The sequence below is a fragment of the Deltaproteobacteria bacterium genome, assembly GCA_003696105.1.
In the GTDB taxonomy this organism is placed as follows: Bacteria; Myxococcota_A; Polyangia; order Haliangiales; family J016; genus J016.
This window is the reverse complement of sequence record RFGE01000098.1, coordinates 1-19,859: the sequence shown is the minus strand read 5'-3', so window position 1 is coordinate 19,859 and position 19,859 is coordinate 1. Positions and strand designations below refer to the sequence as shown.

17 protein-coding genes and 1 pseudogene are annotated in these 19,859 nt (G+C 73.0%); 11 read left to right on the top strand and 7 right to left on the bottom strand.

Annotated features, from left to right (window positions below; translation table 11 throughout):
* From D6689_06605 to D6689_06595, 3 genes and pseudogenes are all read left to right on the top strand, one after another.
* A pseudogene (locus D6689_06605) lies at nt 1-98 on the top strand (30S ribosomal protein S5).
* A gap of 148 nt (nt 99-246) precedes the next feature.
* Nucleotides 247-468, top strand: coding sequence for a Trm112 family protein (locus D6689_06600; protein ID RMH42954.1), 222 nt, complete (start codon nt 247-249; stop codon nt 466-468).
* Nucleotides 469-567: 99 nt separating this feature from the next.
* Entirely contained in the window at nt 568-1,659 is a 1,092-nt protein-coding gene (locus D6689_06595) for a hypothetical protein (GenBank protein RMH42953.1), read from the top strand.
* Nucleotides 1,660-1,675: 16 nt separating this feature from the next.
* On the opposite strand, the gene D6689_06590 is transcribed toward D6689_06595, so the two are convergent.
* Nucleotides 1,676-5,449, bottom strand: coding sequence for a hypothetical protein (locus D6689_06590; protein ID RMH42952.1), 3,774 nt, complete (start codon nt 5,447-5,449; stop codon nt 1,676-1,678).
* Nucleotides 5,446-7,236, bottom strand: coding sequence for an FHA domain-containing protein (locus tag D6689_06585; GenBank protein ID RMH42951.1), 1,791 nt, complete (start codon nt 7,234-7,236; stop codon nt 5,446-5,448). Before D6689_06585 ends, D6689_06590 begins: the two co-directional genes overlap by 4 nt.
* Nucleotides 7,237-7,387: 151 nt before the next feature.
* On the opposite strand from D6689_06585, the gene D6689_06580 reads away from it, so the two are divergent.
* From D6689_06580 to D6689_06560, 5 genes are all read left to right on the top strand, one after another.
* Nucleotides 7,388-8,107, top strand: coding sequence for a hypothetical protein (locus tag D6689_06580; GenBank protein ID RMH42950.1), 720 nt, complete (start codon nt 7,388-7,390; stop codon nt 8,105-8,107).
* A gap of 217 nt (nt 8,108-8,324) precedes the next feature.
* Complete coding sequence (gene modA, locus D6689_06575) at nt 8,325-9,254, top strand: molybdate ABC transporter substrate-binding protein (GenBank protein RMH42949.1); 930 nt, start codon at nt 8,325-8,327, stop codon at nt 9,252-9,254.
* A gap of 50 nt (nt 9,255-9,304) precedes the next feature.
* Nucleotides 9,305-10,099 (top strand): ABC transporter permease subunit, encoded by a 795-nt coding sequence (locus D6689_06570; protein ID RMH42948.1) that lies wholly within the window; start codon nt 9,305-9,307, stop codon nt 10,097-10,099.
* On the top strand, nt 10,096-11,178 hold the full coding sequence (locus D6689_06565) for an ABC transporter ATP-binding protein (GenBank protein RMH42947.1): 1,083 nt from the start codon (nt 10,096-10,098) through the stop codon (nt 11,176-11,178). The genes D6689_06570 and D6689_06565 overlap by 4 nt, the downstream gene beginning before the upstream one ends.
* Nucleotides 11,175-11,669: a hypothetical protein gene (locus tag D6689_06560; GenBank protein RMH42946.1), complete on the top strand. Its 495-nt coding sequence runs from the start codon at nt 11,175-11,177 to the stop codon at nt 11,667-11,669. The genes D6689_06565 and D6689_06560 overlap by 4 nt, the downstream gene beginning before the upstream one ends.
* Nucleotides 11,670-11,686: 17 nt before the next feature.
* On the opposite strand, the gene D6689_06555 is transcribed toward D6689_06560, so the two are convergent.
* Nucleotides 11,687-12,103: an HIT family protein gene (locus tag D6689_06555; protein ID RMH42945.1), complete on the bottom strand. Its 417-nt coding sequence runs from the start codon at nt 12,101-12,103 to the stop codon at nt 11,687-11,689.
* A 92-nt stretch (nt 12,104-12,195) separates the two neighbouring features.
* On the opposite strand from D6689_06555, the gene D6689_06550 reads away from it, so the two are divergent.
* Together D6689_06550 and D6689_06545 are read left to right on the top strand one after the other, a co-directional pair.
* Nucleotides 12,196-13,188: a cation diffusion facilitator family transporter gene (locus D6689_06550; protein RMH42944.1), complete on the top strand. Its 993-nt coding sequence runs from the start codon at nt 12,196-12,198 to the stop codon at nt 13,186-13,188.
* A 285-nt stretch (nt 13,189-13,473) separates the two neighbouring features.
* Complete coding sequence (locus tag D6689_06545) at nt 13,474-14,163, top strand: hypothetical protein (protein ID RMH42943.1); 690 nt, start codon at nt 13,474-13,476, stop codon at nt 14,161-14,163.
* Between the two features lie 15 nt (nt 14,164-14,178).
* Here the strand turns inward: D6689_06545 and D6689_06540 are convergent, their stop codons facing one another.
* The 4 genes from D6689_06540 to D6689_06525 all read right to left on the bottom strand — a co-directional run bounded on the left by D6689_06540 (nt 14,179) and on the right by D6689_06525 (nt 17,215).
* Complete coding sequence (locus D6689_06540) at nt 14,179-15,324, bottom strand: hypothetical protein (protein ID RMH42942.1); 1,146 nt, start codon at nt 15,322-15,324, stop codon at nt 14,179-14,181.
* 13 nt (nt 15,325-15,337) lie between these two features.
* Nucleotides 15,338-16,393: a ferrochelatase gene (locus D6689_06535; GenBank protein RMH42941.1), complete on the bottom strand. Its 1,056-nt coding sequence runs from the start codon at nt 16,391-16,393 to the stop codon at nt 15,338-15,340.
* 95 nt (nt 16,394-16,488) lie between these two features.
* Nucleotides 16,489-16,848 (bottom strand): CBS domain-containing protein, encoded by a 360-nt coding sequence (locus D6689_06530; GenBank protein ID RMH42955.1) that lies wholly within the window; start codon nt 16,846-16,848, stop codon nt 16,489-16,491.
* 64 nt (nt 16,849-16,912) lie between these two features.
* Entirely contained in the window at nt 16,913-17,215 is a 303-nt protein-coding gene (locus tag D6689_06525) for a hypothetical protein (GenBank protein ID RMH42940.1), read from the bottom strand.
* A 73-nt stretch (nt 17,216-17,288) separates the two neighbouring features.
* Between D6689_06525 and D6689_06520 the strand changes: the two genes are divergently transcribed.
* On the top strand, nt 17,289-19,718 hold the full coding sequence (locus tag D6689_06520; protein RMH42939.1) for a hypothetical protein: 2,430 nt from the start codon (nt 17,289-17,291) through the stop codon (nt 19,716-19,718).
* Nucleotides 19,719-19,859: the final 141 nt, after the last annotated feature.

The window sequence follows — 19,859 nt, the reverse complement described above, 5'->3', positions numbered from 1 at the left end:
GGCGCGGGCTGCGCGGCGGGCGCGGGCTGCGCGGGCTGCGCGGCGGGCGTGGGCTGCGCGGCGGGCGCGGGCTGCGCGGGCGCGGGCTGCGCGGCGGCGGGCTGCGCGGGCGCGACGCCGGCTGCCGCCGTGGCGATCGCGATCACCACCAGGAGTCGACGAGCTGGCATGCGCGCGACCTTAGCAGAGCTTGCCGCGCGCCGGCGCGCGGTTGACAGCCGGACCGCCGCGCCGCAAAGTCGGCGCATGGCGTTGGACAGGGAGCTGCTCGACATCCTCGTGTGCCCGAAGTCGAAACAGCCGGTGATCTACTTCGAGCAGGAGCAGTTCTTGTTTTGCCCGGCCTCGCGATTGAAGTACCGGATCGACGACGGCATCCCCGTGATGCTCATCGAGGAGGCCGAGGAGGTCGACGAGGCGGCCGCCGCGGCGCTGGTGGCCCAGGCGCGCGAGCGCGGCTTGATGTAGGCCGCCGCCCGGAAGGGGCGCTCGCTGCCGCCGCCGACCTGCCCGACCCGCGCTGCCGCCGCCGCGCGGTGTGACAGCGGCGCACCCCATCGCCGGGGCGTGTCGCCCCGGTGTGCGTGCAACGATCGTGCGGCCTCGCCGCAACTGCGTGGACCGCCGCCGGCCGTCGGCGAACCGAGGTCGCGCGATTCGGCCGGGATCTTGCTCGCGCACGCCGGCATGACGCGTACGGCACGATGGATCGAAGTGGCGGTCGCGGCGCTGGCCGCGTCCGCGGGCTGCGTCGGACACGTCGGCGACGACGGGCCGGTCGGCCCGGGGGCCGCCGATGCCTCCGCCGCCGGCGACGGCGGCCGCGCGAGCGATGCCGACGGCGGCCGCGCCGGTGACGCCGACGCCGGTGGCGCCGCGGATGCCGCCGGCGGCGGCGGGCCGCGGCCGGGCGACGGGGTCGAGCTGCGCACCTACGACCCGCTCAACGACGAGTCCGACCCGAGCTGGGGCGCCGTGCTCACGGATATCGTCCAGCACTGTCCGCCCGAGTGGGTATCGACCTACTACGACGCCGACAAGGTCACGCACGGCCACGAGACGAGTCACGGCATCCACGCATACCTGCGCAACGAGCGAAACGACACGGGGCGGCGGGCGAACGCGCTGTACCTGCTCGACGGCCGCTACGCGCTCGTCGTCGAGCCGGGCATCCGCAAGTCGGAGGTCGCGCCGTACGTGCCCTCGGCGCTTCGCGGCTCTCGCTACGCGACGTACGTGACGGGGCAGACCGCGTGGGACGACACGCCGCTGTACCTGTTCGACGAGTGGAACGCGTACGTCAACGGCACGGCGGTCGCGGTCGACCTCGAGCGGGCGGGCAAGTGGACCTACGGCTGGCGCGACGCGTGCGCCGGCACGATCGAATTCGTCGCCTATGCCCTGGCGGTCGGCCGGGCGGTCGAAGAACGCGACCCGGACTACTTTGCCGACTACGCCCAGTTCCGCGAACTGCTCGCGTGGAACTTGCGCCGGTCGATGGCGCTGTATCGCGAGTGCGCGGCGCTCGAGCCGTTCGCGTGGGACCAGCAGGACGCCTACTTCGAGGCGCTCCGATCGGGGCCGGACGGGGCCGAACTGCGCGCGTTCGTCGACCGCACCTACGGCGCGGCGTTCACTGCCGAGCTGTTCGGCGACTGACGGGGCCGCCGGTGCATCACACCGGCGCGAGCATGTCGGCGGTGCGCGCGGGGTCGGCCACGCCGTGCTCGCGCATCCACGCCTCCGCGGCGGCTTTGCGCCGCGCGCCGTCGTCGCCGGCGATGAGTTCGCCGAGCCGGTAGTTCGCGCACGCGGCGAACAGATGCAGGTCGGCGTCTGCGCAGGCGCGCGCCGCCCGCTCAAACGCCGCGGCGGCGCCGCCGTCCCCGCGCACCGCGAGGATCTCCGCGTCGACGAGCGCGCCGAGCGCGCGCAGCGGCACCACGTCGTCGCGGGCGATCGCGCGCGCATCGCGCCGGGCGCGCCGGAGCAGCGCGTCGCGCTGGGACGCCTTCCGCGCCGCGGCGATGGCGGCGCGGGCCCGCTGGTGGCGGAACTCGACGCGGATGATGCCCACGCGCAGCTGATACGCGGCCTTCATCGGCCGGTGGAGCGCGGCCGTTTTCGCGAGCGCGGCCTCTGGATCTCCGACGTACAGGTCGCGGTGGGCCAACGCGTTCGCCTCCCACCAGTGTTGCAGATGGAACGTTTCGCGCGGCCAGCCGGCGAGGCCCGCGCGGACCAATTCCTCCATGCCGTTCGGGTCGCCGGTGGCGATCAGCGCCGCGATCGCCGCGAGCCCGGTCGACACGTTCGCCGTCGAGTATGCGTCACCGCGCCGGGCGGCTTCGCGGCGCAGCTCGGCGGCTCGCGCGTGGGCTTCGGCGATGTCGCCCAGGTAGTAGAGCGTCCACAGTCGATACAGCTCCGCAGTCGAGATCTCCCAGCGGCCGACCGCGCTGTGGCGGAACGTTGCGAGAGCGGCGTCGAGGTGTGCGCGCGTCCGCGCGAATTCGCCTGCCTGGTAGCCGGCGAACGCGCGCGAGCCGTGGACGAGCGCCGACATCACCTCGTCGTTCGCCGCGGTCACGATCGGTTCCATCTTCTCGAGCAGCGAGGCGACCGCGCGCCGGCCCCGCCGCGACGTCGATCGGTACGCGATCTCGAGCGCGAGCGCGCGCAACAGTCGACGCGGCTCGCCCGCCTTCGCGGCCAGTGCGAGGTGGCGGGTCTGCTGGTCGAACCCGCGCAACGGGTCGACCATGCCGAGCCCGACCGCGGCGGTCCAGCACACCTCGATGCGCGCCAGCTGTTCCGGGCTGAGTTGCGATTCGTCGCGCAAGCGCCATCTGAGCGCGGTGACAGCCAGGCGTGCGCGGCCGGTGACGATCGACAGCACCGCGCCCCGAGCCGTCGCGGGGATCCGGTAGCCGACCCTCGCCATCACCCGGTCGAGGACCGCGACGCCCTCGTCGAGGTGCCCGCTGGTGAGGTACGCGAGCGCCGCCCGCTGCTCGAGGGCCAGCGCGCGGGCCGCGCTCGACGCCGCGCCGGCGGCCTCGAGGTAGGCGGCCGCGGCGTCGACGCCGAAGCCCGCGTCCGCGAGGGCGTCGGCGTGGCGTTCGCGCAGTTCGAACCAGCGCGCGTCGCGCGGCAGGTGGGCGAGCGCTACGCCGTACAGCCGCGCGGCGCGCTCGAACGCGAGCGCGGCGGCCGCGCGTTCGGCCGCGGGAACCGCGGCGGCGGCCGCGCGCGCCGGGTCGCCGGCCGCGAGCCAGTGCTCCACGAGCGCCTCGTCGTCGGCACCGGCGGCGCGCTGCAACGCCAGCGCGATGCGGCGATGATAGTCGCGCAGTTCGTCGCCCGACAGGACGTGCAAGACCGCCTCGCGCACGCGGTCGTGGTAGCACTCCACGCGGAGGTCGTGCGCCGCGCCGGCGCGCCGCAGCAGGCGATCGGCCTCGAGCCGCACGGCAGCGGCGGCCACGTCGACGGCGTCGCCGGCCGCGTCGGCGAGCAGCGGCAGCGGCGCGGGCCGCCCGAATACCGCGGCGAGCGCCAGCGCCGTGCGCGAGCCGGCGTCGAGCGCCCGGAAGCGCCGCGCGATCATCGCATCGACGGTCAGGGCGGCGCCGGCCCGGCTGGCGTCGCCGGTCGCGGCGTGGCGCACGAGTTCGTCGAGCAGCAGCGGGTTGCCGCCCGCCTCGCGGGCCAGCGCGTCCGCGTCGGCGTCCGGTTGCAGCGCGCGCACCAACTCGGCCGACTCGCGGTCGGACAGCGGCCCGAGCGCGATGTCGTCCACCTCCAGCCGGCCGGCCCGGTGCATCGCGGTCAGCGCGTCGACCAACGGGCGGTCGTCGGCGACGTCGTCGCGATAGGTGCCGAGCAACAGCAACGGCGGCGCGTCGGCCGGTGTGAGCAGGTCGTCGAGTAGCGCGGCGCTGTCGCGGTCGCCCCACTGCATGTCGTCGACGAAGACGATGACAGGACGCGCGTCGCACAGCCGGCGCAGCAACGCGCGTAGCGCGCCGACGGCGACGCGCCGCAGCTCGTGCGCATCGGGGGTGCCGAATCGCGGCCGCTCGGGTTCGGCGATGGCACCCACGCGCCGCAACACGGGGAACAGTCGCGCGAGTTCCGCCGTGTCCGGCGGCAGCAGCGCCGCGACCGCCGTGTCCGGTTGCCGCGCGAGATGGCTGCTCAGATCGTCGATCACGCCGTCGAGCGCCTTGAACGGGACGAACTCGTTGGGATAGCAACGACCTCGCAACACGAGCGCGCCCGCGCGCGCGGCCTCGTCCGCGAACCGCGTGGCGAGCGCGGTCTTGCCGGCGCCCGACACGCCGTGCACGAGCGCCGCGACCGGGCGGCCGTCGCGCGTGCGGTCGAGCGCTTCGGCGAGGCGAGCGCGCTCGCGTTCGCGCCCGACGAACGGCCGGCGGCGCCCGCCGTCGCGGCCGCGGATCGAACCGTGCTGCGCCCCCAGGCGGCGCAGCACCTCCGTGCCGGGGGGCCGCGCCGCCGGGTCGATCCGCAACAGGTCCACGCACAGGCGGTCGAGATCGTCCGGCACGCCGGCGACCAGCGCGCTCGGCGGCACGGGCTCCATGGACTGTTTGAGTTCCAGGATGGCGCGGCGGTCGCCCGCCAGCGGCAGGCGTCCCGTGAGGGCGTGGTAGAGGACGACGCCGACGCTGTACCAGTCGCTCGCCTCGGTGAGCGGCCGGCCGGCCGCCTGCTCGGGCGACATGTAGCTGACCGTGCCGACGAGCCGGTCACTCGCGGTCTGATACGTGTTGCGCTCGGTGAGTTCGGCGACGAGGCCGAAGTCGCACACGACGACGCGGTCGGTTTCGCACTCGACGAGCACGTTCGACGGCTTGATGTCGCGGTGGAGGCGGCCGATGCGGTGCAGGTGGCCCACGGCCTCGCACAGCTGGCGCAGCGCCGGCCGCAGCCGATCGATGTCGGCGGGCGACGGGCGCACCGGCGGGCCGCCGAGCGCCTGCAGCGGCGTCGTCTCGGCGGTCGCGAAGTCGTCGCGGCGAGCGACGGGAAGGGCCGCGGTCGATACGTCCTGTTCGCTCGCGCCGCCGGCGTCCCGCCGCACGTGGTCCAGGAAGTGGACGCCGCGGACGAGTTCCATCGTGAACAGCCATTCGCCGCCGACGCAGATCAGCTCGTACAGCGATACGAGGTTCGGGTGGGCGGTGTCGGCGAGCGAGCGGAACTCCTGCTTGAACCGGTACAGGGCTGGGCCGTCGAGGCGCCGCAACGTCTTGAGCGCCACGGTGCGCCGGTGCAGGCGGTCGAACGCCTCGTAGACCACCCCCATGCCGCCTGCGCCGAGCTTGCGGCGGATGTCGAACCGGTCGGGCGACTCGGTGGTCGGTCGCGCCGCCGGCGGCGGGCCGCGCATCGGCGCCGTCGTGGAGGTATCGTCGCTCATCGTTCGCGGGGGTCGCGCCGCGCGCCCGTCGCGCCGCGCCGCTTGCGCGGCCGCGGGATGCCGTAGTCGTCCATCCGCTTTTGCAGCGTCGTCCGCGAGATGCCGAGGTGACGCGCGGCGCGCGTTTGGTTGCCGCCGAACTGCTCGAGCGCGGCGAGAATCTGGCGCCGCTCGACCTCGGCGAGTTCGGCCGTGAGCGCGCGGGGCGCGCGTTGGGGGGCGGCGCCATCGACATCGCCGCCGCCGGACGGGCTCCGGGTCGGCGATGGCAGGTCCAGGGTCGGGCCGTCGTCGCCGGCGAGCCCGAGATCCTCGGGGGTGATCGCGTCGCCGCGCGCCAACAGGACCGCGCGCTCGACGACGTTGCGCAGTTCGCGGATGTTGCCCGGCCACGGCTGCGCGCGCAGCGCGGCAATGGCTGCCGGCGTGAGCGCCGGCGGATCGGGTCGTTGGATGTCGCGGCAGATCGACTGTACGAAGCTGGCCGCGAGCCCTTCGATCTCGTCGACGCGCTCGCGCAGCGGCGGGATCTCGACGACCACGCCGGCGAGCCGGTAGAGCAGGTCGCGCCGGAACTTCCCCTCGGCGATGTCTCGCTCGAGCGGCCGGTTCGTCGCGGACACGAACCGGACGTCGACGCGGCGCGGTTTCAGCGCGCCGACGCGCAGCACTTCGCGGTCCTCGAGGACGCGCAGCAGTTTTGCCTGCAACGGCATGGGCAAGTCGCCCACCTCGTCGAGGAACACCGTGCCGCCGTCGGCGGTTTCGAGAAGGCCCGGCTTGGCCGCGACGGCGCCGGTGAACGCGCCCCGCTCGTAGCCGAAGAGTTCGCTCTCGAGCAGCGTTTCGGTGAACGCGGCGCAGTTGAGCTTGACGAACGGGCGGTCCCGGCGCGACGACCGGCGATGGATTTCGGCCGCACACAGCTCCTTGCCGACGCCGGTCTCGCCGCGGATCAGCACGCTCAGCGGGCTGTCCGCGATCCGGTCGACCAGGTCGAGCCACGGGGGCGGCGGCGCGTTCGACGGCGTGCGGTCGGCGTCGGTCAGGCGACTGCGCGCGATCGCGACGGTGCGGTCGGCGTCGGTCGCGTCCGTCGGCACGTGGGCGACGGCGCTGCGGACGGCGCAGCCGGCGGCGCGCAGGCGCGCGGCGATGCGCGCGACGGCGGCGCGCGCCGCGTCCGGCGGTGCGTCGGGCAGCACGAGCTCGTACGTGCCCGGCTCGGCCGGCGCCGACACGTCCGACACGCGCAGCTCGGTCGCCAGCTCGCGCTCGACCTGGCCGACCGCCGCGCCGCGCACGGCGATCAGCGCGAACGCGAGCTGCCCGCCGGTGCGCGCGGCGCGGGCGCACTCTTCGCGCAGCCGCGTGCGCGCATAGCTGCTGCCGGCCGGCGGCGCGACCGGCAAGCCGCCGATCGATCGGTGGACGGCGCACGTGACGGCGCCGAGCGAAAACGGCTGGGCCAACGCGACCGGGCGCGGTTCACCGGCCGGCAGCGTCACGCTGCCGACGCGCGTTCCGTTGGCGCTGCCCAGGTCGCGGAGGGTGACGCGCCCGTCGGCGAGCGCCAGCTCGGCGTGGCGCCGGGACACGCTCGGGTGGTCGACGCGGACGTCGCAGTCGCCGCCGCGCCCGAGGACGAGGGTGCCGGCGCGCGGCAGGGCGACCGCCGTCCACCCGCCCTCGGATCCGATCAACAGGTACTCGGCCCCGGCCAGGTGGCGGGCGAAGTCCAGTCGTTCCGTCGTGTTACTGCCGTCGTTGGTCAACTCGCAGCCCAATTGACCACATGTTGGTCAATTCGAACGCCCCCTGGACATAAACATTTGTTTCGTCGACTAACTGTTTGAAATCAAATGGAGAAGAACATGGCAGCGTGCTTGCAAAAAGCGTATCGCAGTTCACCGAATTTATCACGGAGGAAAACGACCCATGACGCGCATCGCCCCGCTCGCCCTTTGTTCTCTGTTGGTTGCCGCCTGCGCGGCCGACGTCGCACCGCCCGAGACGGCTCCGCCCCCGGCGACGGAGGGACTCGAACTCACCTCGGTGTCTCCGGACGAGATCGCCGGCCGGTTCGTCACACCCGACCGCACGGTCGACCTGTACGCGGCGCAGGTGACCGAGGACGAGGTGATGGTTCAGCTGTCGGTCGGCGACCGGTCGCTCGTGTTCGAAAACGACTACCGGGAGGGCGTCAGCCGGCTCGACGCACAGCTCGCGGCGCTCGACGACGCCGATCTGCACGCGCTCATCCAGGCGGCGGAAGCCATCGAGCGGGCGTTCCCGGGCGATCACACCACGCGATCCCGCGTCGAGCAGATGCTGGTCCAGCAGGCCGCGTTCGCCGCGATGGCCCCGGTGGACGTGCCGATCGCGCGCGTCGAGACCTACGCCGCGCGCAGCATCACGTGCCTGTCGACCTGCTCGTGCACGGTGCAATACATCGGCAACGGCTACTGGCGCCAGGCCGGCAAGAGCTGGTCGTGCACCGGCGGCTACGGCAACGGGTGCAAGGGGCGCTGTGGGATCGGCTGCGGCAGCGACATGAGCGGCTACTACACGCACGACTGCGCGCGCCACGACTACAACCTCGAGTCGTGGACGGCGGCGTTCGACGACTACAGCTGGGGTTGGGCCTGCTCCTGCTGACCGCCGGCTCCGGTCGCCCTGCGCCCCGCGGCGTCGCTCCGGCGGCGCCGCGCGGCGTTTTCGGCAGGCGCCCCCGGCGGGGGTCCGGGCGCCGGGCCGATGGCCGGCGCGAGGACTGCGGGCCGGCGGAGGGGGGGCGACCCCCAGGTCCACGTGCGCAATCGTCCGGAATCGCGCGGGCGCAGGTGGCACTCGGGATGCAGTACAGTAGAGACGGATGCGCGTACCCGCCGATTGTCCCGATCGTCGCCGGTCGCTGCGCCGGCCGGCCGCCGCCCTCGCCGCCGCCGCCCTCGCCGCGCTGGCCGCATGTTCGGCTGGCGAAGGGACCGCGGGCGCCGCGCAGGCGGGCGGCGCGACCGTGGACCGTCCGTTCGCCGGCCAGACCCTGGAGATCTTCGTCGGGTCGGCGTCCAAGCCGCCGACCGAGGCGGCCGCCCGCGCGTTCGAGCGCGAGACCGGAGCGAAGGTCGAGGCGCACTTCGGCGGCTCGGGCCGCATGCTGTCGGAGATCAAGCTCGCCGGCCGCGGCGACGTGTACTTCCCCGGCTCGTCGGACTACATGGAGATCGCCAAGCGCGAGGGGCTCGTGTTTCCGGAGACCGAGCGGCGCATCGTCTACCTCGTGCCCGCCATCAACGTGCAAAAGGGCAACCCGAAACAGATCCGCTCGGTCGCGGACCTCGCGCGGCCGGGCGTGCGCGTCGGCATCGCGCGGCCGGACACAGTCTGCGTCGGGTTGTACGCGGTGGAGGTGCTCGAATCGCTCGACCTCGCCGAGCAGGTACGGCCCAACATCGTGACCCACGCCGAATCGTGTGCCAAGACCGCGCAGCTCGTGTCGCTCGGCACGGTGGACGCCATCCTCGGCTGGGACGTGTTCCAGCACTGGGACCCGGACAAGATCGAGACGGTGTACCTGCCGCGCGAGCAGGTCACCCGCATCGGCTACATCCCGGCGGCCGTCGCCAAGACGACCCGCAACCGCGCGCTCGCCGAGGCGTTCATCGACTTCCTCGCCAGCGACGAGGGACGCGCGCTGTACGACAAGTGGCACTATCTCACGACGCTGGAACAGGCGCGCCAGTACGCGACGCCGGACACGCCGGTGGGCGGGGAGTGGACGCTGCCCGACCGGTGGAAGTAGCCGCGTTTTGGCGGCTGCACGCCGCCGCGGCGGCGCGTCGCTGATCGATAATGGCCGCGGTGCGACGGCACGGCTTCTCGATCTATCTGCTCGCCGGCCTCGGTGCCGCCGTGGCGTGCGTCGTCGCGATCGTCGCGGTCCAGCTGGCGTACACCACCGAGGGCGAGCGGCCGATCGCAGCGCTGCGCGAGGCCGATGTCCGACACGCGGTGCAGCTGAGCCTGTGGACGTCGACCGCATCGGCTCTGGTCGCGCTGGCCGTGGCGTTGCCGGCGTCGTACGCGCTCGCGCGCTGGCGGTTTCGCGGCAAGGTCGTCGTGGACGCGTTGCTCGACATCCCGATCGTGTTGTCCCCCGTCGTCATCGGCGTCGCGCTCATCCTGGTCTTTCGATCCGCTCCCGGGCGCTGGGTCGAGGCGAACGTGGTCCGCTTCGTGTTCGAAGTGCCGGGGATCATCGCCGCCCAGTTCGTGCTGGCGCTGGCATTGCAGATTCGCGTGCTCAAGGCCGCGTTCGAAGACCTCGACCCGCGCTACGAGCAGGTCGCGCGGTTTTTGGGGTGTACGCCCTGGGGCGCGTTCTGGCGGGTCGCGTTGCCGATGTGCCGCACGAGCCTGCTGGCCGCGTTCGTGCTGGGGTGGGCGCGCGCGCTCGGGGACTTCGGCGCGTCGGTGACGGTCGCCGGCTCGGTGCGCAACAAGACCGAGACCATCCCGGTCGCCATCTACAACAACCTCGCGAGCGTTCAGATCGGCAAGGCGCTCGGCCTCGCGCTGTTGCTCACGCTGGTCGCGATGGCGGTGCTGGTCGTGGTGCGCGTCGTCGGCGCGAGGAGGAGCGCATGATCGAGGTGCGCGACCTGGAGGCGCGCCACGGCGCGTTCCACATGCCGTCGCTGTCGCTCGACGTGCCGACGGGGGAGCTGCTCGTGCTGCTCGGTCCGTCGGGCGCCGGCAAGACGGTGCTGCTCGAGAGCATGATGGGGCTCAAGCGCGTCGACCGCGGGTCGGTCGTCATCGACGGGCGCGACGTCACCGCACTGCCGCCGGAGCGGCGGCACATCGCCTACATGCCGCAGGACGTCGCGCTGTTTCCGCACCTGTCGATTCGCGACAACATCCTGTTCGGCCGGCGCGTGCGTCGCACGATGGACGGCGCCGACGCCGACCTCGACCGCCTCGCCGACCTTCTGCACATCCGCCACCTGCTCGGCCGCAAGCGCGTGGAGTCGCTGTCCGGCGGCGAGCGCCAGCGCGTCGCGCTCGCGCGGGCGCTGATCACGAAGCCGACGGTGCTGTTTCTCGACGAGAGCTTCTCGGCGCTCGACGCGCACATTCGCAGGCAGTTGCTCGTGCAACTGCGTGAGCTGCAGCAGGAGCTCCGGCTCACCGCGGTCTACGTGACCCATTCGCAAGGGGAGGCGTCGGTGGTGGGCGATCGGGTCGCCGTGCTGATGGCCGGGCGTATCGTCCAGGTCGACGTCCCGGAGGCGCTGTTTCTCCATCCGGCGGACTTGCGCGTGGCCCGGTTCATCCAGATCGCCAACCTCGCGCGCGTCGACGCGGTCGACGGGGCGGCGGTGGTCGTCGCGGGCGTCCGCGTCGAACTCGACCAGCCGCCGGCCACCGATCCGGCCTCGGCGTGGCTCGGCATTGCCGCTGAGAACGTCGTGCCGCTGCGGGTCGGCGCAGGCGCGTCGCTCGGCTTGCGCAACGTGTTCGCCGGGCGCGTGGCGCGCATCGATCGGCGCCACGCGCGCACGCGCATGATCGTCGACGTCGCCGGCAGCGACGGGTGGTCGATCACCTGTGAACTGTCGGCGCGCGACCGCGTGGTCGGTGGCGCGTGGTCGGTCGGCGACGACATCGAAGTGCACGTGCCGCCGGAGTTCGTGTCGGTGTTCCCCGAGGAGGCTGCGCAATGATCGGTCGAATCGCGATGGCGTGTGTGCTCGCGGCGGTGGGCTGCAAGGGCGATCCCCCCAACGTCGAGCGGCAACTTCCCAACTTGCATCCGACGCCGGGCGTGACCGTGCCCGCCGGCCTGCGCATCCCGGTCGACGTTCCGGGGCAGCCCGCGCGCGTCATCGATCGCGCCTTCCTCGACGGGACGTCGCCCGACTTCAAAGACGGCGACCGCACCGCATGGCGCCTCGATCGATTGCTCGGCTTGCAGCCGGGGGACGAGGTGGTCGCCGAGACGGCGGCCGGCGTGCGCATCGGGTTCCCGGTGACGGCCGACCGGATTCCGGTGTTGTTGCTCAACCGGCGCGGCGAGGTCGGCGTGCTGTCGGTGGCGCCCGACGACCCATTCCCGCGGTTTCACGGCGCCGGCGGCCGGCGGGGGCGACCGCCCGGCGACGTGCCGCACGCGTCGGACGTCACGCGCATCGCGGTGAAGCCGGCGGCGCGGTAGGCCGGCGCGCGCCGCCGCTACTGCACGTGCGCGGCGATCTGCTCGGCCAGCCGCGCGCCTTCGTCCGGGTCGAGCCGCCGCGGCTTCCAGCCGATGCCGAGGCCGAGCCCGCTGTCGGTCTTCGGGATGATGTGGAAGTGGACGTGGAACACCGCCTGGTGCGCCGACGGCCCGTTGTTTTGCAGGACGTTGTATGCCTTGGCGCCGGTGGCCGCGAGCACCGCGCGGCACAGGCGCGGCAACACGCGACCGATCGCCGCGGCAGACTCGTCCGACAGCTTGTCGAGCGTCTCGGCCGGCTCCTTGGGGATCACGAGCGTGTGGCCGGGCGACAGCGGGTTGATGTCCAAAAACGCGAGCACCCGGTCGTCCTCGTACACGCGGTGGCATGGGATCTCGCCGCGCAGGATCTTCGAGAAGATGGTCTCGGCCATGGCGCGAGGGTACACCGGCTGTGCGGCGGCGCAACCGGCGTCGCGCCCCGGCCGGCCTTGTCCGCGCGGCGCGCGATTTGTTATGAGGAGCCATGGCTTCCGGCCGCGGCGCCGTGGTTGCCGCCGTGTTCGGCAACCTGTTTCTCGCGACGATCAAAGTCGTCGCGTTCGCGTTGTCCGGCTCCGGCGCCATGCTGTCCGAGGCGATCCACTCGGCCGCCGACACCGGCAATCAGGTGCTGTTGTACCTCGGCATCCGGCGCAGCGAGCGCCCGGCGGACGCGATGTTCCACTACGGGTACGGCGCCGAGCGATTCTTGTTTGCCCTGCTGTCCGCCGTCGGCATCTTCATCCTCGGCTGCGGCGTCACCGTCTATCACGGGATTCACACGCTGGTCGACCCGCCGGAGCTGCGCCTGTCGTGGGTGACGGTCGCCGTGTTGGCGGTGTCGTTTTGCGTCGACGGCGCCGTGTTCGTCACCGCCGTGCGCGCCATCGCCGCCGCCAAGGGGAAAAAGAGCTTCTGGCAGCACATTCGCACCAGCTCGGACCCGACGGTGCTCGCGGTGCTGTTCGAGGACTTCGTCGCGACCCTCGGCGTCGTCGTCGCGGCGGTCGGCATCGGCCTCGCACATTGGACCGGCAACCCGATGTGGGACGGCATCAGCTCGATCTTCATCGGCCTTCTGCTCGGTGCCGTCGCCGTGTGGCTCGGCTGGCGCAACCGCGTGCTGATCTTGGGGCCGGCCATCCCGGCGGACGTCACCGCGCAGGCGGTCGCATTCCTGGAGAGCCAGCCGGCGGTCGAGGGCGTGCGCGCGGTCAAGACGCGCATCGTGTCGGCCGATCGGTTTCGCCTGCGCGCCGACGTCGACTACAACGGCCGCGAGCTCGGCCGCCGCCACGCCGCCTGGCTGCGCGCGCAGATCGCGGCGGGCGCCGACCCGGATACCATCGCGGCGGAGTTCGGCGAGCGCGTCCTCGACACGCTCGCCGACGAGATCCAGCGGATCGAGCGCGAACTCAAGCAGCGGGTGCCGCAGCTGCGGCACATCGACTTCGAGACGGACGAGTTCGCGGGATGACCGCCGGCGCCGGCGGTGGCGTCGCTGCCGTGGCGTCACCGCCGATCCGGGGCTCGCCGCCGCCAGGTCGACTGGCCGGTGTCGCGTCCGTGGACAGTTTCGCGCTGAATCGCAGTTAGGGAAACGAATTCGAGCGGTTATCGGTGACGCCGAGGCGGGTTCATGCCGGCGTGTCTCGGATTGCGACGGTTTCGGGGCACGCCAACGGGCGCAAACGCGAGGTCCGAACTGGCATCGCCGTTGCTTGGGGGGCCGGCCATGATGCGAACCGCACTGTGTGCACTGGTGGGCATCGGCGCGATCGCGGGCTGTGCGATCGACGTCGACACGGCGGGCGTCGACCGAGCGCAGGTCGGTCTGGCGCCCGTGTGCGAGCCGCTCGGCGACGTCGTATCCGGCGTCGCGTTCGACGACGAGGAAGCGACCAACGTCATCGACTTTGCCGACCACGCGACCTACGAGGAGCTGCTCGCGGTGCGCGGCATCGGGCCGCGGATCGCGCGCGGCATCATGGCGGCGCGGCCGCTGCGCGCGCAGGTCGATCCGCTGGCCGCGCTCGACGCGGTGCCGTGGGTCGGCCCCGAGGTGCTCGACGAGCTGCGCCGGACGGTTCACACGGCGTGGTGTTCGGTCGACGACGGGCGCCAGTCGTGTTGCATCGCCCTGGCCTGCGAGGGGGCGGGCGCCGATGCGTCGATCCCCGTGAGCGACGACGAGGCGTACATGGTGTTGGACTGGGCCAATCGGGCCGACATGGACGCGCTGATGGCCGTGTGTCGGGTGGGCGTCGAAACCGCCGAGGCGATCGTCGCGGCGCGGCCGATCCGCACGATCGGTCAGCTCGAACAGGTCAAGTTCGTGGGCGACGCCACCTTGCGCCACATGCTGGGCCGCGACTCGTATCTGTGCTCGCTGCAGGGCTCCGTGTTCGACGAGTGGTGCGGCCGACCAGACGCCCACTGCGCGTGCGAGTAGCCGGCGGGTCCCCGTTCAGCCGCGGGGTTTGCCCTCGAAGTACTCGGGCGCGACCGTGAGGCGCGCCGGGATGCGCTCGCGGCGGGCGTGCGCCTCGTCGCGGCGCACGCTGTAGCGCAGCGGGAACGTATCGGCCACCGCCACGTTCGTCGGCAGGTACAACGTGGCGCACGCGGGCCCGCCGCCTGCCTTGCCGAACAGCTCGTACAGCGCCACGGGGTGCGCCGTGAGGCCGAGCGCGGCGATCGAGTCGAGAAACCCGCGGCTGACGCCGTCGGGGACGAGCACGCCGTCGAGCACCTGGCGCGAGTTGGCCGCGTACGCGTCGACCGCGTCGGCGCGCGTGATCGGCACGACGTTGGCCTCGCCGATCGCGGCCGCGATGCGCGCCGCGCCGTCGCCGTACAGGCCGCCGGCGTATTGCATCAACACCGGGCCGCGGTTGGTGGGCCGCGCGCCGAAATGCACCGTATCGCCGTGAAAGTGCGGATAGACCAGCTCCGCGTAGATGCGCGCGCCGTCGGGCACTCCGGCGCGATCGGCCGCGAACGCCACACCTTCGCGCGACGACCGCATCGTCTTGGGGCCGACGCCCGCGTCGTAGTGGCCCTCGACCGTGTAGGTGAGGATCACCTTGTCGGCGACGACCGCGACGTCGGCCATGCCCTCCCACTTGTGCGGGTTGTCGATGAGTTCGAGGTCGTAACCGCCGGCGTCGGCGATGCGTTCGAGCAGCGCGCGATAGTAGGGCAGCTCCGGTCGGCGGTGCGCGAGCATGTGGGGGAGCACGGCTTGCACGGTGCGGTCGCGTACCGTCACCCACGGGCCGTTGGCGGTGAACACCCGCCCCGTGAGCACGTCGTCGAGATGGCCGAGCACGTCGCGCGATCCGACGGGGTGGATCGCGCCGTCGCCGTCCACTTCGAGATCGCCCACGTCGAGCAGCGGCTGATCCGCCTCTTCGAAGTCGAACAGCGCGTCGCCGCCGCACGCGCGGATGCCCTCGCAGATGCTCAGCCACTCGTCGTAGGCCGCGCGCGGTGAGTATTCGAGGTGGGTGACTTCGCTCTTGTAGTTGGCGCCCGCTTTGTTGACCGTCGCGGGAACCGGTGGCCGGACCACGAGCAGCGAGCCGTAGACGTGGGCGAGGGTGTCGGACATCGCGGATCTTCTACTACGGCCGCGCGCCGGGTGCGAGCGGCGCGGCGGCGGCGGCGCGCCGTGCCAGTGCGCACACCGCGTCGGCCCACTCCGGTGCGCTGTTGAGCGACGGCACCAGCGTGAGCCGTTCGCCGCCGGCGGCGCGGAACGCCTCGGCCGCTCGCAAGCCGATCTCCTCGAGGGTCTCGAGACAGTCCGCGACGAACGACGGGCACACCACCGCCAGCCGCTTGATGCCGCGCTCGGCGAGCGACACCACGACCTCGTCGGTGAACGGCCGGATCCACGGCGTGCGCCCGAGCCGGCTCTGGAAGCTCACCGTCCAATCCTCCGCGGGCAGGTCGAGCCGTGCGGCCAGCGCGCGGGCGGTCGCGAACGACTGGGCGCGGTAACAGTTCCGGTTCGCGTCGCCGATGCGCGCGCAACAATCGTCGGCGTGCAGGCAGTGGAGCCCGGTCGGGTCCGTCTTGCGCACGTGGCGCTCGGGCAGGCCGTGGAACGAGAACAGCACGTGGTCCGGGCGCGCCTCGTCCAGCGCCGGCCGCGCGACCGCCGCGAACGCATCGACGAACTCCGGCGCGTCGTAAAACGGCGCGACGAACGCCAGTGGCGGCGGTTCGTCCCACACCTCGGCGGCCGTGCGCTCGATCGCCGCGCGCGAGGTCTCGGTCGACGACAGCGCGTATTGCGGGTACAGCGGAAACGCGACGATCCGGTCGACGCCGGCGTCCCGCAACGCGATCAGACCGTCGCGGATCGACGGCGCGCCGTAGCGCATCGCCAGCGCGACCGTCCAGTCGTCGTCGAGGCGAGCGCGCACCGCCGCCTCCAGGTCGCGCGAGTGGAACAGCAGCGGGCTGCCGCGCTCCGGGTGCCAGATCGCTCGGTAGGCCGCGGCGCTCTTGCGGGGGCGCAACGGCAAGATGATCAGGTTCAGGAGCAGCCAGCGCGCGACCGGAGCGATGTCGATCACGTACGGATCGGACAGGAACTCGCGCAAGTACCGCCGGACCGGGCCGGGCTCGGGACGGTCCGGGGTGCCGAGGTTGACGAGCAGCAAGCCGGTCATGCGGGAGCGGGCATGATAGCGCAGGCACGCGCGCCCGCCGCCAGTGGCTATGCGCAACAGCCACCTGGACGAAGTGCGAAAATCCTGCGCGGTCGCTACAGCAGATGGCTCAAAACGCGCAAGGCGTCGACGGTCGTGAACACGCCGACGACGCGGTCGCCGTCGAGGACGACGGCGGAGCCGTACTTGCGGGACGCGAGCGCGATCGCGACGTCGCGAAGGTTGGTGCCGATCTGCACGGCGTAGGGATCGGGCGTCATGGCCTCACCGACGGTGACTTCGTCCGGGTCGACGTCGGACAGAGTCTCCATCAGGTGCAGATCTCGCTCGGTTACCATCCCGACGAGCCGGTCGCCGTCGAGCACCGGCAGATGGCGGATGTGATGGCTGCGCATCAATTCGTGCGCGTCCGACAGGGTGGCGTCGACCTGGATCGAGTACGGCGACGGCGACATCACCTCGTCGATCGTCAGCGTGGGGTGGCTCATATTGACAAGGTAAGCACGCTGCGTGCCACCGTCACTCGTCGCGCCGCCGGCGGTAACCGCGCCGTCGCCGTCGCGCCGCCGGCGGCAACCGCGCCGTCGCCGGCACGCCGCCGGCGGTAACCGCGCCGTCGCCGGCACGCCGCCGGGCGATGCCGCGCCGCGCCCGCGCGCCCGGCCGGACCGGCGCCTGCAGGCACGTCGCGGCGCCGGCCCGGCCCCTCCGTGCGGTATCGTCGCGCCGACGCGCGGGTGCGGGCGGCTGGCCGGCTCGGGAGGCGCCACCGCCGGGCGCCGCGCGCCGCCTACCCGCCATGTCCTCGACCCACATCGCCATTCGACAGCCGGTGCGCCGTGTGCGCCGTGGATGCGGACTCGCCGCCGCGCTGGCTTCCGTCGCGTGCCAGGGCGTGCCCCACACCGTCGCGCCGGACGCCGCGGGTCCGCCGCCGGCGTGCGAGCACGAGCCGAGCCCCGCGTCCGCCGTGCGCCTGTTTGCCGTGGGCCATCGGCTGTCGCTCGCCGAGGCCGAGTCGCCGGCCGCGTTCGAGGCGGCGATCCGCGCGACGGTCGAGGCCGACGTCGCACCGCATCTGGCGACCGATCGCCCGAACGTGCTCGTGTTTCCCGAGTCGGTCGCATTCCCGCTCGTGTTCCTCGGACCGCGCGGCGCCGCGGCGCGCGCGCAGGACACCGCGCTCGAGGCGTTCACCGCGCTCGTGCCGGAGGTCGTCGACGCCGCCAACTACTACGCGCGGTTCGCGACGGGAGCGGCCGGCAAGCTCACGCTGCTGGCGGTCACCGACGGCATGTGGCGGGCGTTCGACGCCACGTTCTCCGGGATCGCGCGCGACTACGGCGTGTACGTCGTCGCCGGAATCGACGCCGGCGACGTCGCGCTCACCCGCGATCCGGAGGCGGTCGCGGCGCTGGCCGATCCGGAGCGCGCCGACCCGCGCGACACCTATTGGGTGCCCGACGGCGAGGTGTACAACCAGGCCGTCTTCTACGACCCGACCGGCGCGCGGTTCGCGCAGACGCACAAGGCGTACCTCGTCGATCTGGAGGCCGACGATCTCGAACTGCGCGGCGGCTGGCCGGATGCGCTCGGCCCGGTCGACGTCGGGGGCCTCGTCCGCGCGGCGCCGATGATTTCGCGGGACGCGTGGATGCCGGACGCGCTGGAACGCGTCGCGCTGCGCGGCGCCAACGTGCTGTTGCAACTCGAGGCGTTCGTCGGCTGGACCGTCGCGCCCGACGGGTACCCGTGGCCGCCGGACAACCTCAAGCGCAGCGGTTGGGCCGCGGTGCAGCGGCTGCCCGAGCTGCGCGCCGCCGTCGCCCCGATGTACGTCGGCAACTTCTTCGACATCGGCTTCGACGGCCAGAGCTTCGCCGTCGTCGACGGCACGCCGGCCGACGAGCGCCGCGCGCTGGTGGCGCAGGTGCCCGACGTCGGCTGGGCCGCGATCGCGCCGTGGGTCGAGCCCGACCCCGGCGTCGGCTCGCTCGACGACCGGCGGGCCGCGCTGCGCGCGGTCGGAGAGGCGCTGCTACCGGGCGGTTCGCGCGCCGGCGACTACCGGGCGGGCACGGTCTGGGTCGACCTGGACTTGCGAGCGGACGACGCGCTGCCGCGGGTCGACGGGATCGACGTCGATCCCGAACCGCTGGCGCTGCACGGCGCGCGCACCGTGTTCCCGCACGGCGTCGGCGTCAAGCGCTCCGCCGCGATCGCCGCCGGGCCGGGCGAACAGGTCTGGCTCGCGTGGGAGGACACGCGCTACTGCACCGGGCAGATCCTCGCCGCGTTCAGCGAAGATGGCGGCGTCACGTGGCGCGATCCCGTGCGCATACAACCGTGGAATCGGCCGCAGCACTCGCCGCAGATCGCGGCGCTGCACGACGATGCGGCGCTCGCCGTGTGGCAGGAGGTGCTGGGCGAGCACCGCGCCGAGATCCGCGCGGCGTTTTCTCCGGACGGGGGCCGCACCTGGTCGCAGCGCGTGCGAATCGATGCGGACGCAACGGTAGAGGCGTGGGTTCCCTCCGTCGCCGTCGATCCCGATACCGGGGACGCGTACGTCGCGTTCGCCGACGCGCGCGGGCCGGATCCGACGTGGCGGGTGTACGTGAGCCGGTCGCCGGATGGCGGTCGCACGTGGCTCGGCGCCGTGCGCGTCGACCCGCGCGACCGCGACGACGCCGCTCGCGATCGTACGCTCACCGCCGAGTGGTCGCCCGCGATCGCCGCGCGCGCCGGCCGCGTGGTCGTCGCGTACACCCATCGGCACCGCCCCGACCCGGATGGCCAGCCCAGCGACGACGTGTTCGTCGCCGAGAGCGTCGACGGCGGCGCGACGTGGACTGCGCCGCGGCGACTGGACGACGGCGGGTTTCCCGAGCGGCTCGCGATGGACGTGGCCATCGACCTCGGTCCCGGCGGCGAGTGGACCGTCGTGTGGTCGACCGTGCGCGGCCGCGGCTACGACGCCGACGTCGCGTTGGCCACGAGCGCGGGCGGTCCGCTCGCGTTCGCGCCGGACGCCGATCCGCCGCGCGATCAGTGGGCGCCGGCGATCGCGCGCGCCGGCGACGCGCTGGTCGTCGCGTGGCAGGATTTTCGCAACGGGTCGAACGACATTTACCTGTCGGTCGTCCGCGACGGCGCGTTCGGACCCGCTGTGCGCGTCGACGACGGCGGCGACTCGGCCGCCCAGTCGTGGCGGCCGGCGCTGGCGGCCAGCGCCGGCGGCGTGGTCTACGCCGCGTGGGAGGACAGCCGGACGGGCCACGCGGAGCTTCGCTGGGCGCGCGGCAGCCTTCCCGCGTCGCGGTGACGCGGAGCACCCGCGGCGCCGCGGGGGGCGTGCCGCCGGTGCGGCCGGACGACAATGCGGGGCATGGCGCGGCCGGGTCTGTGGTTGGCGGCGGCGCGGCGGGCGCGGGGTTGTGCCGCCGGCGCGGCGGGACGACAATGC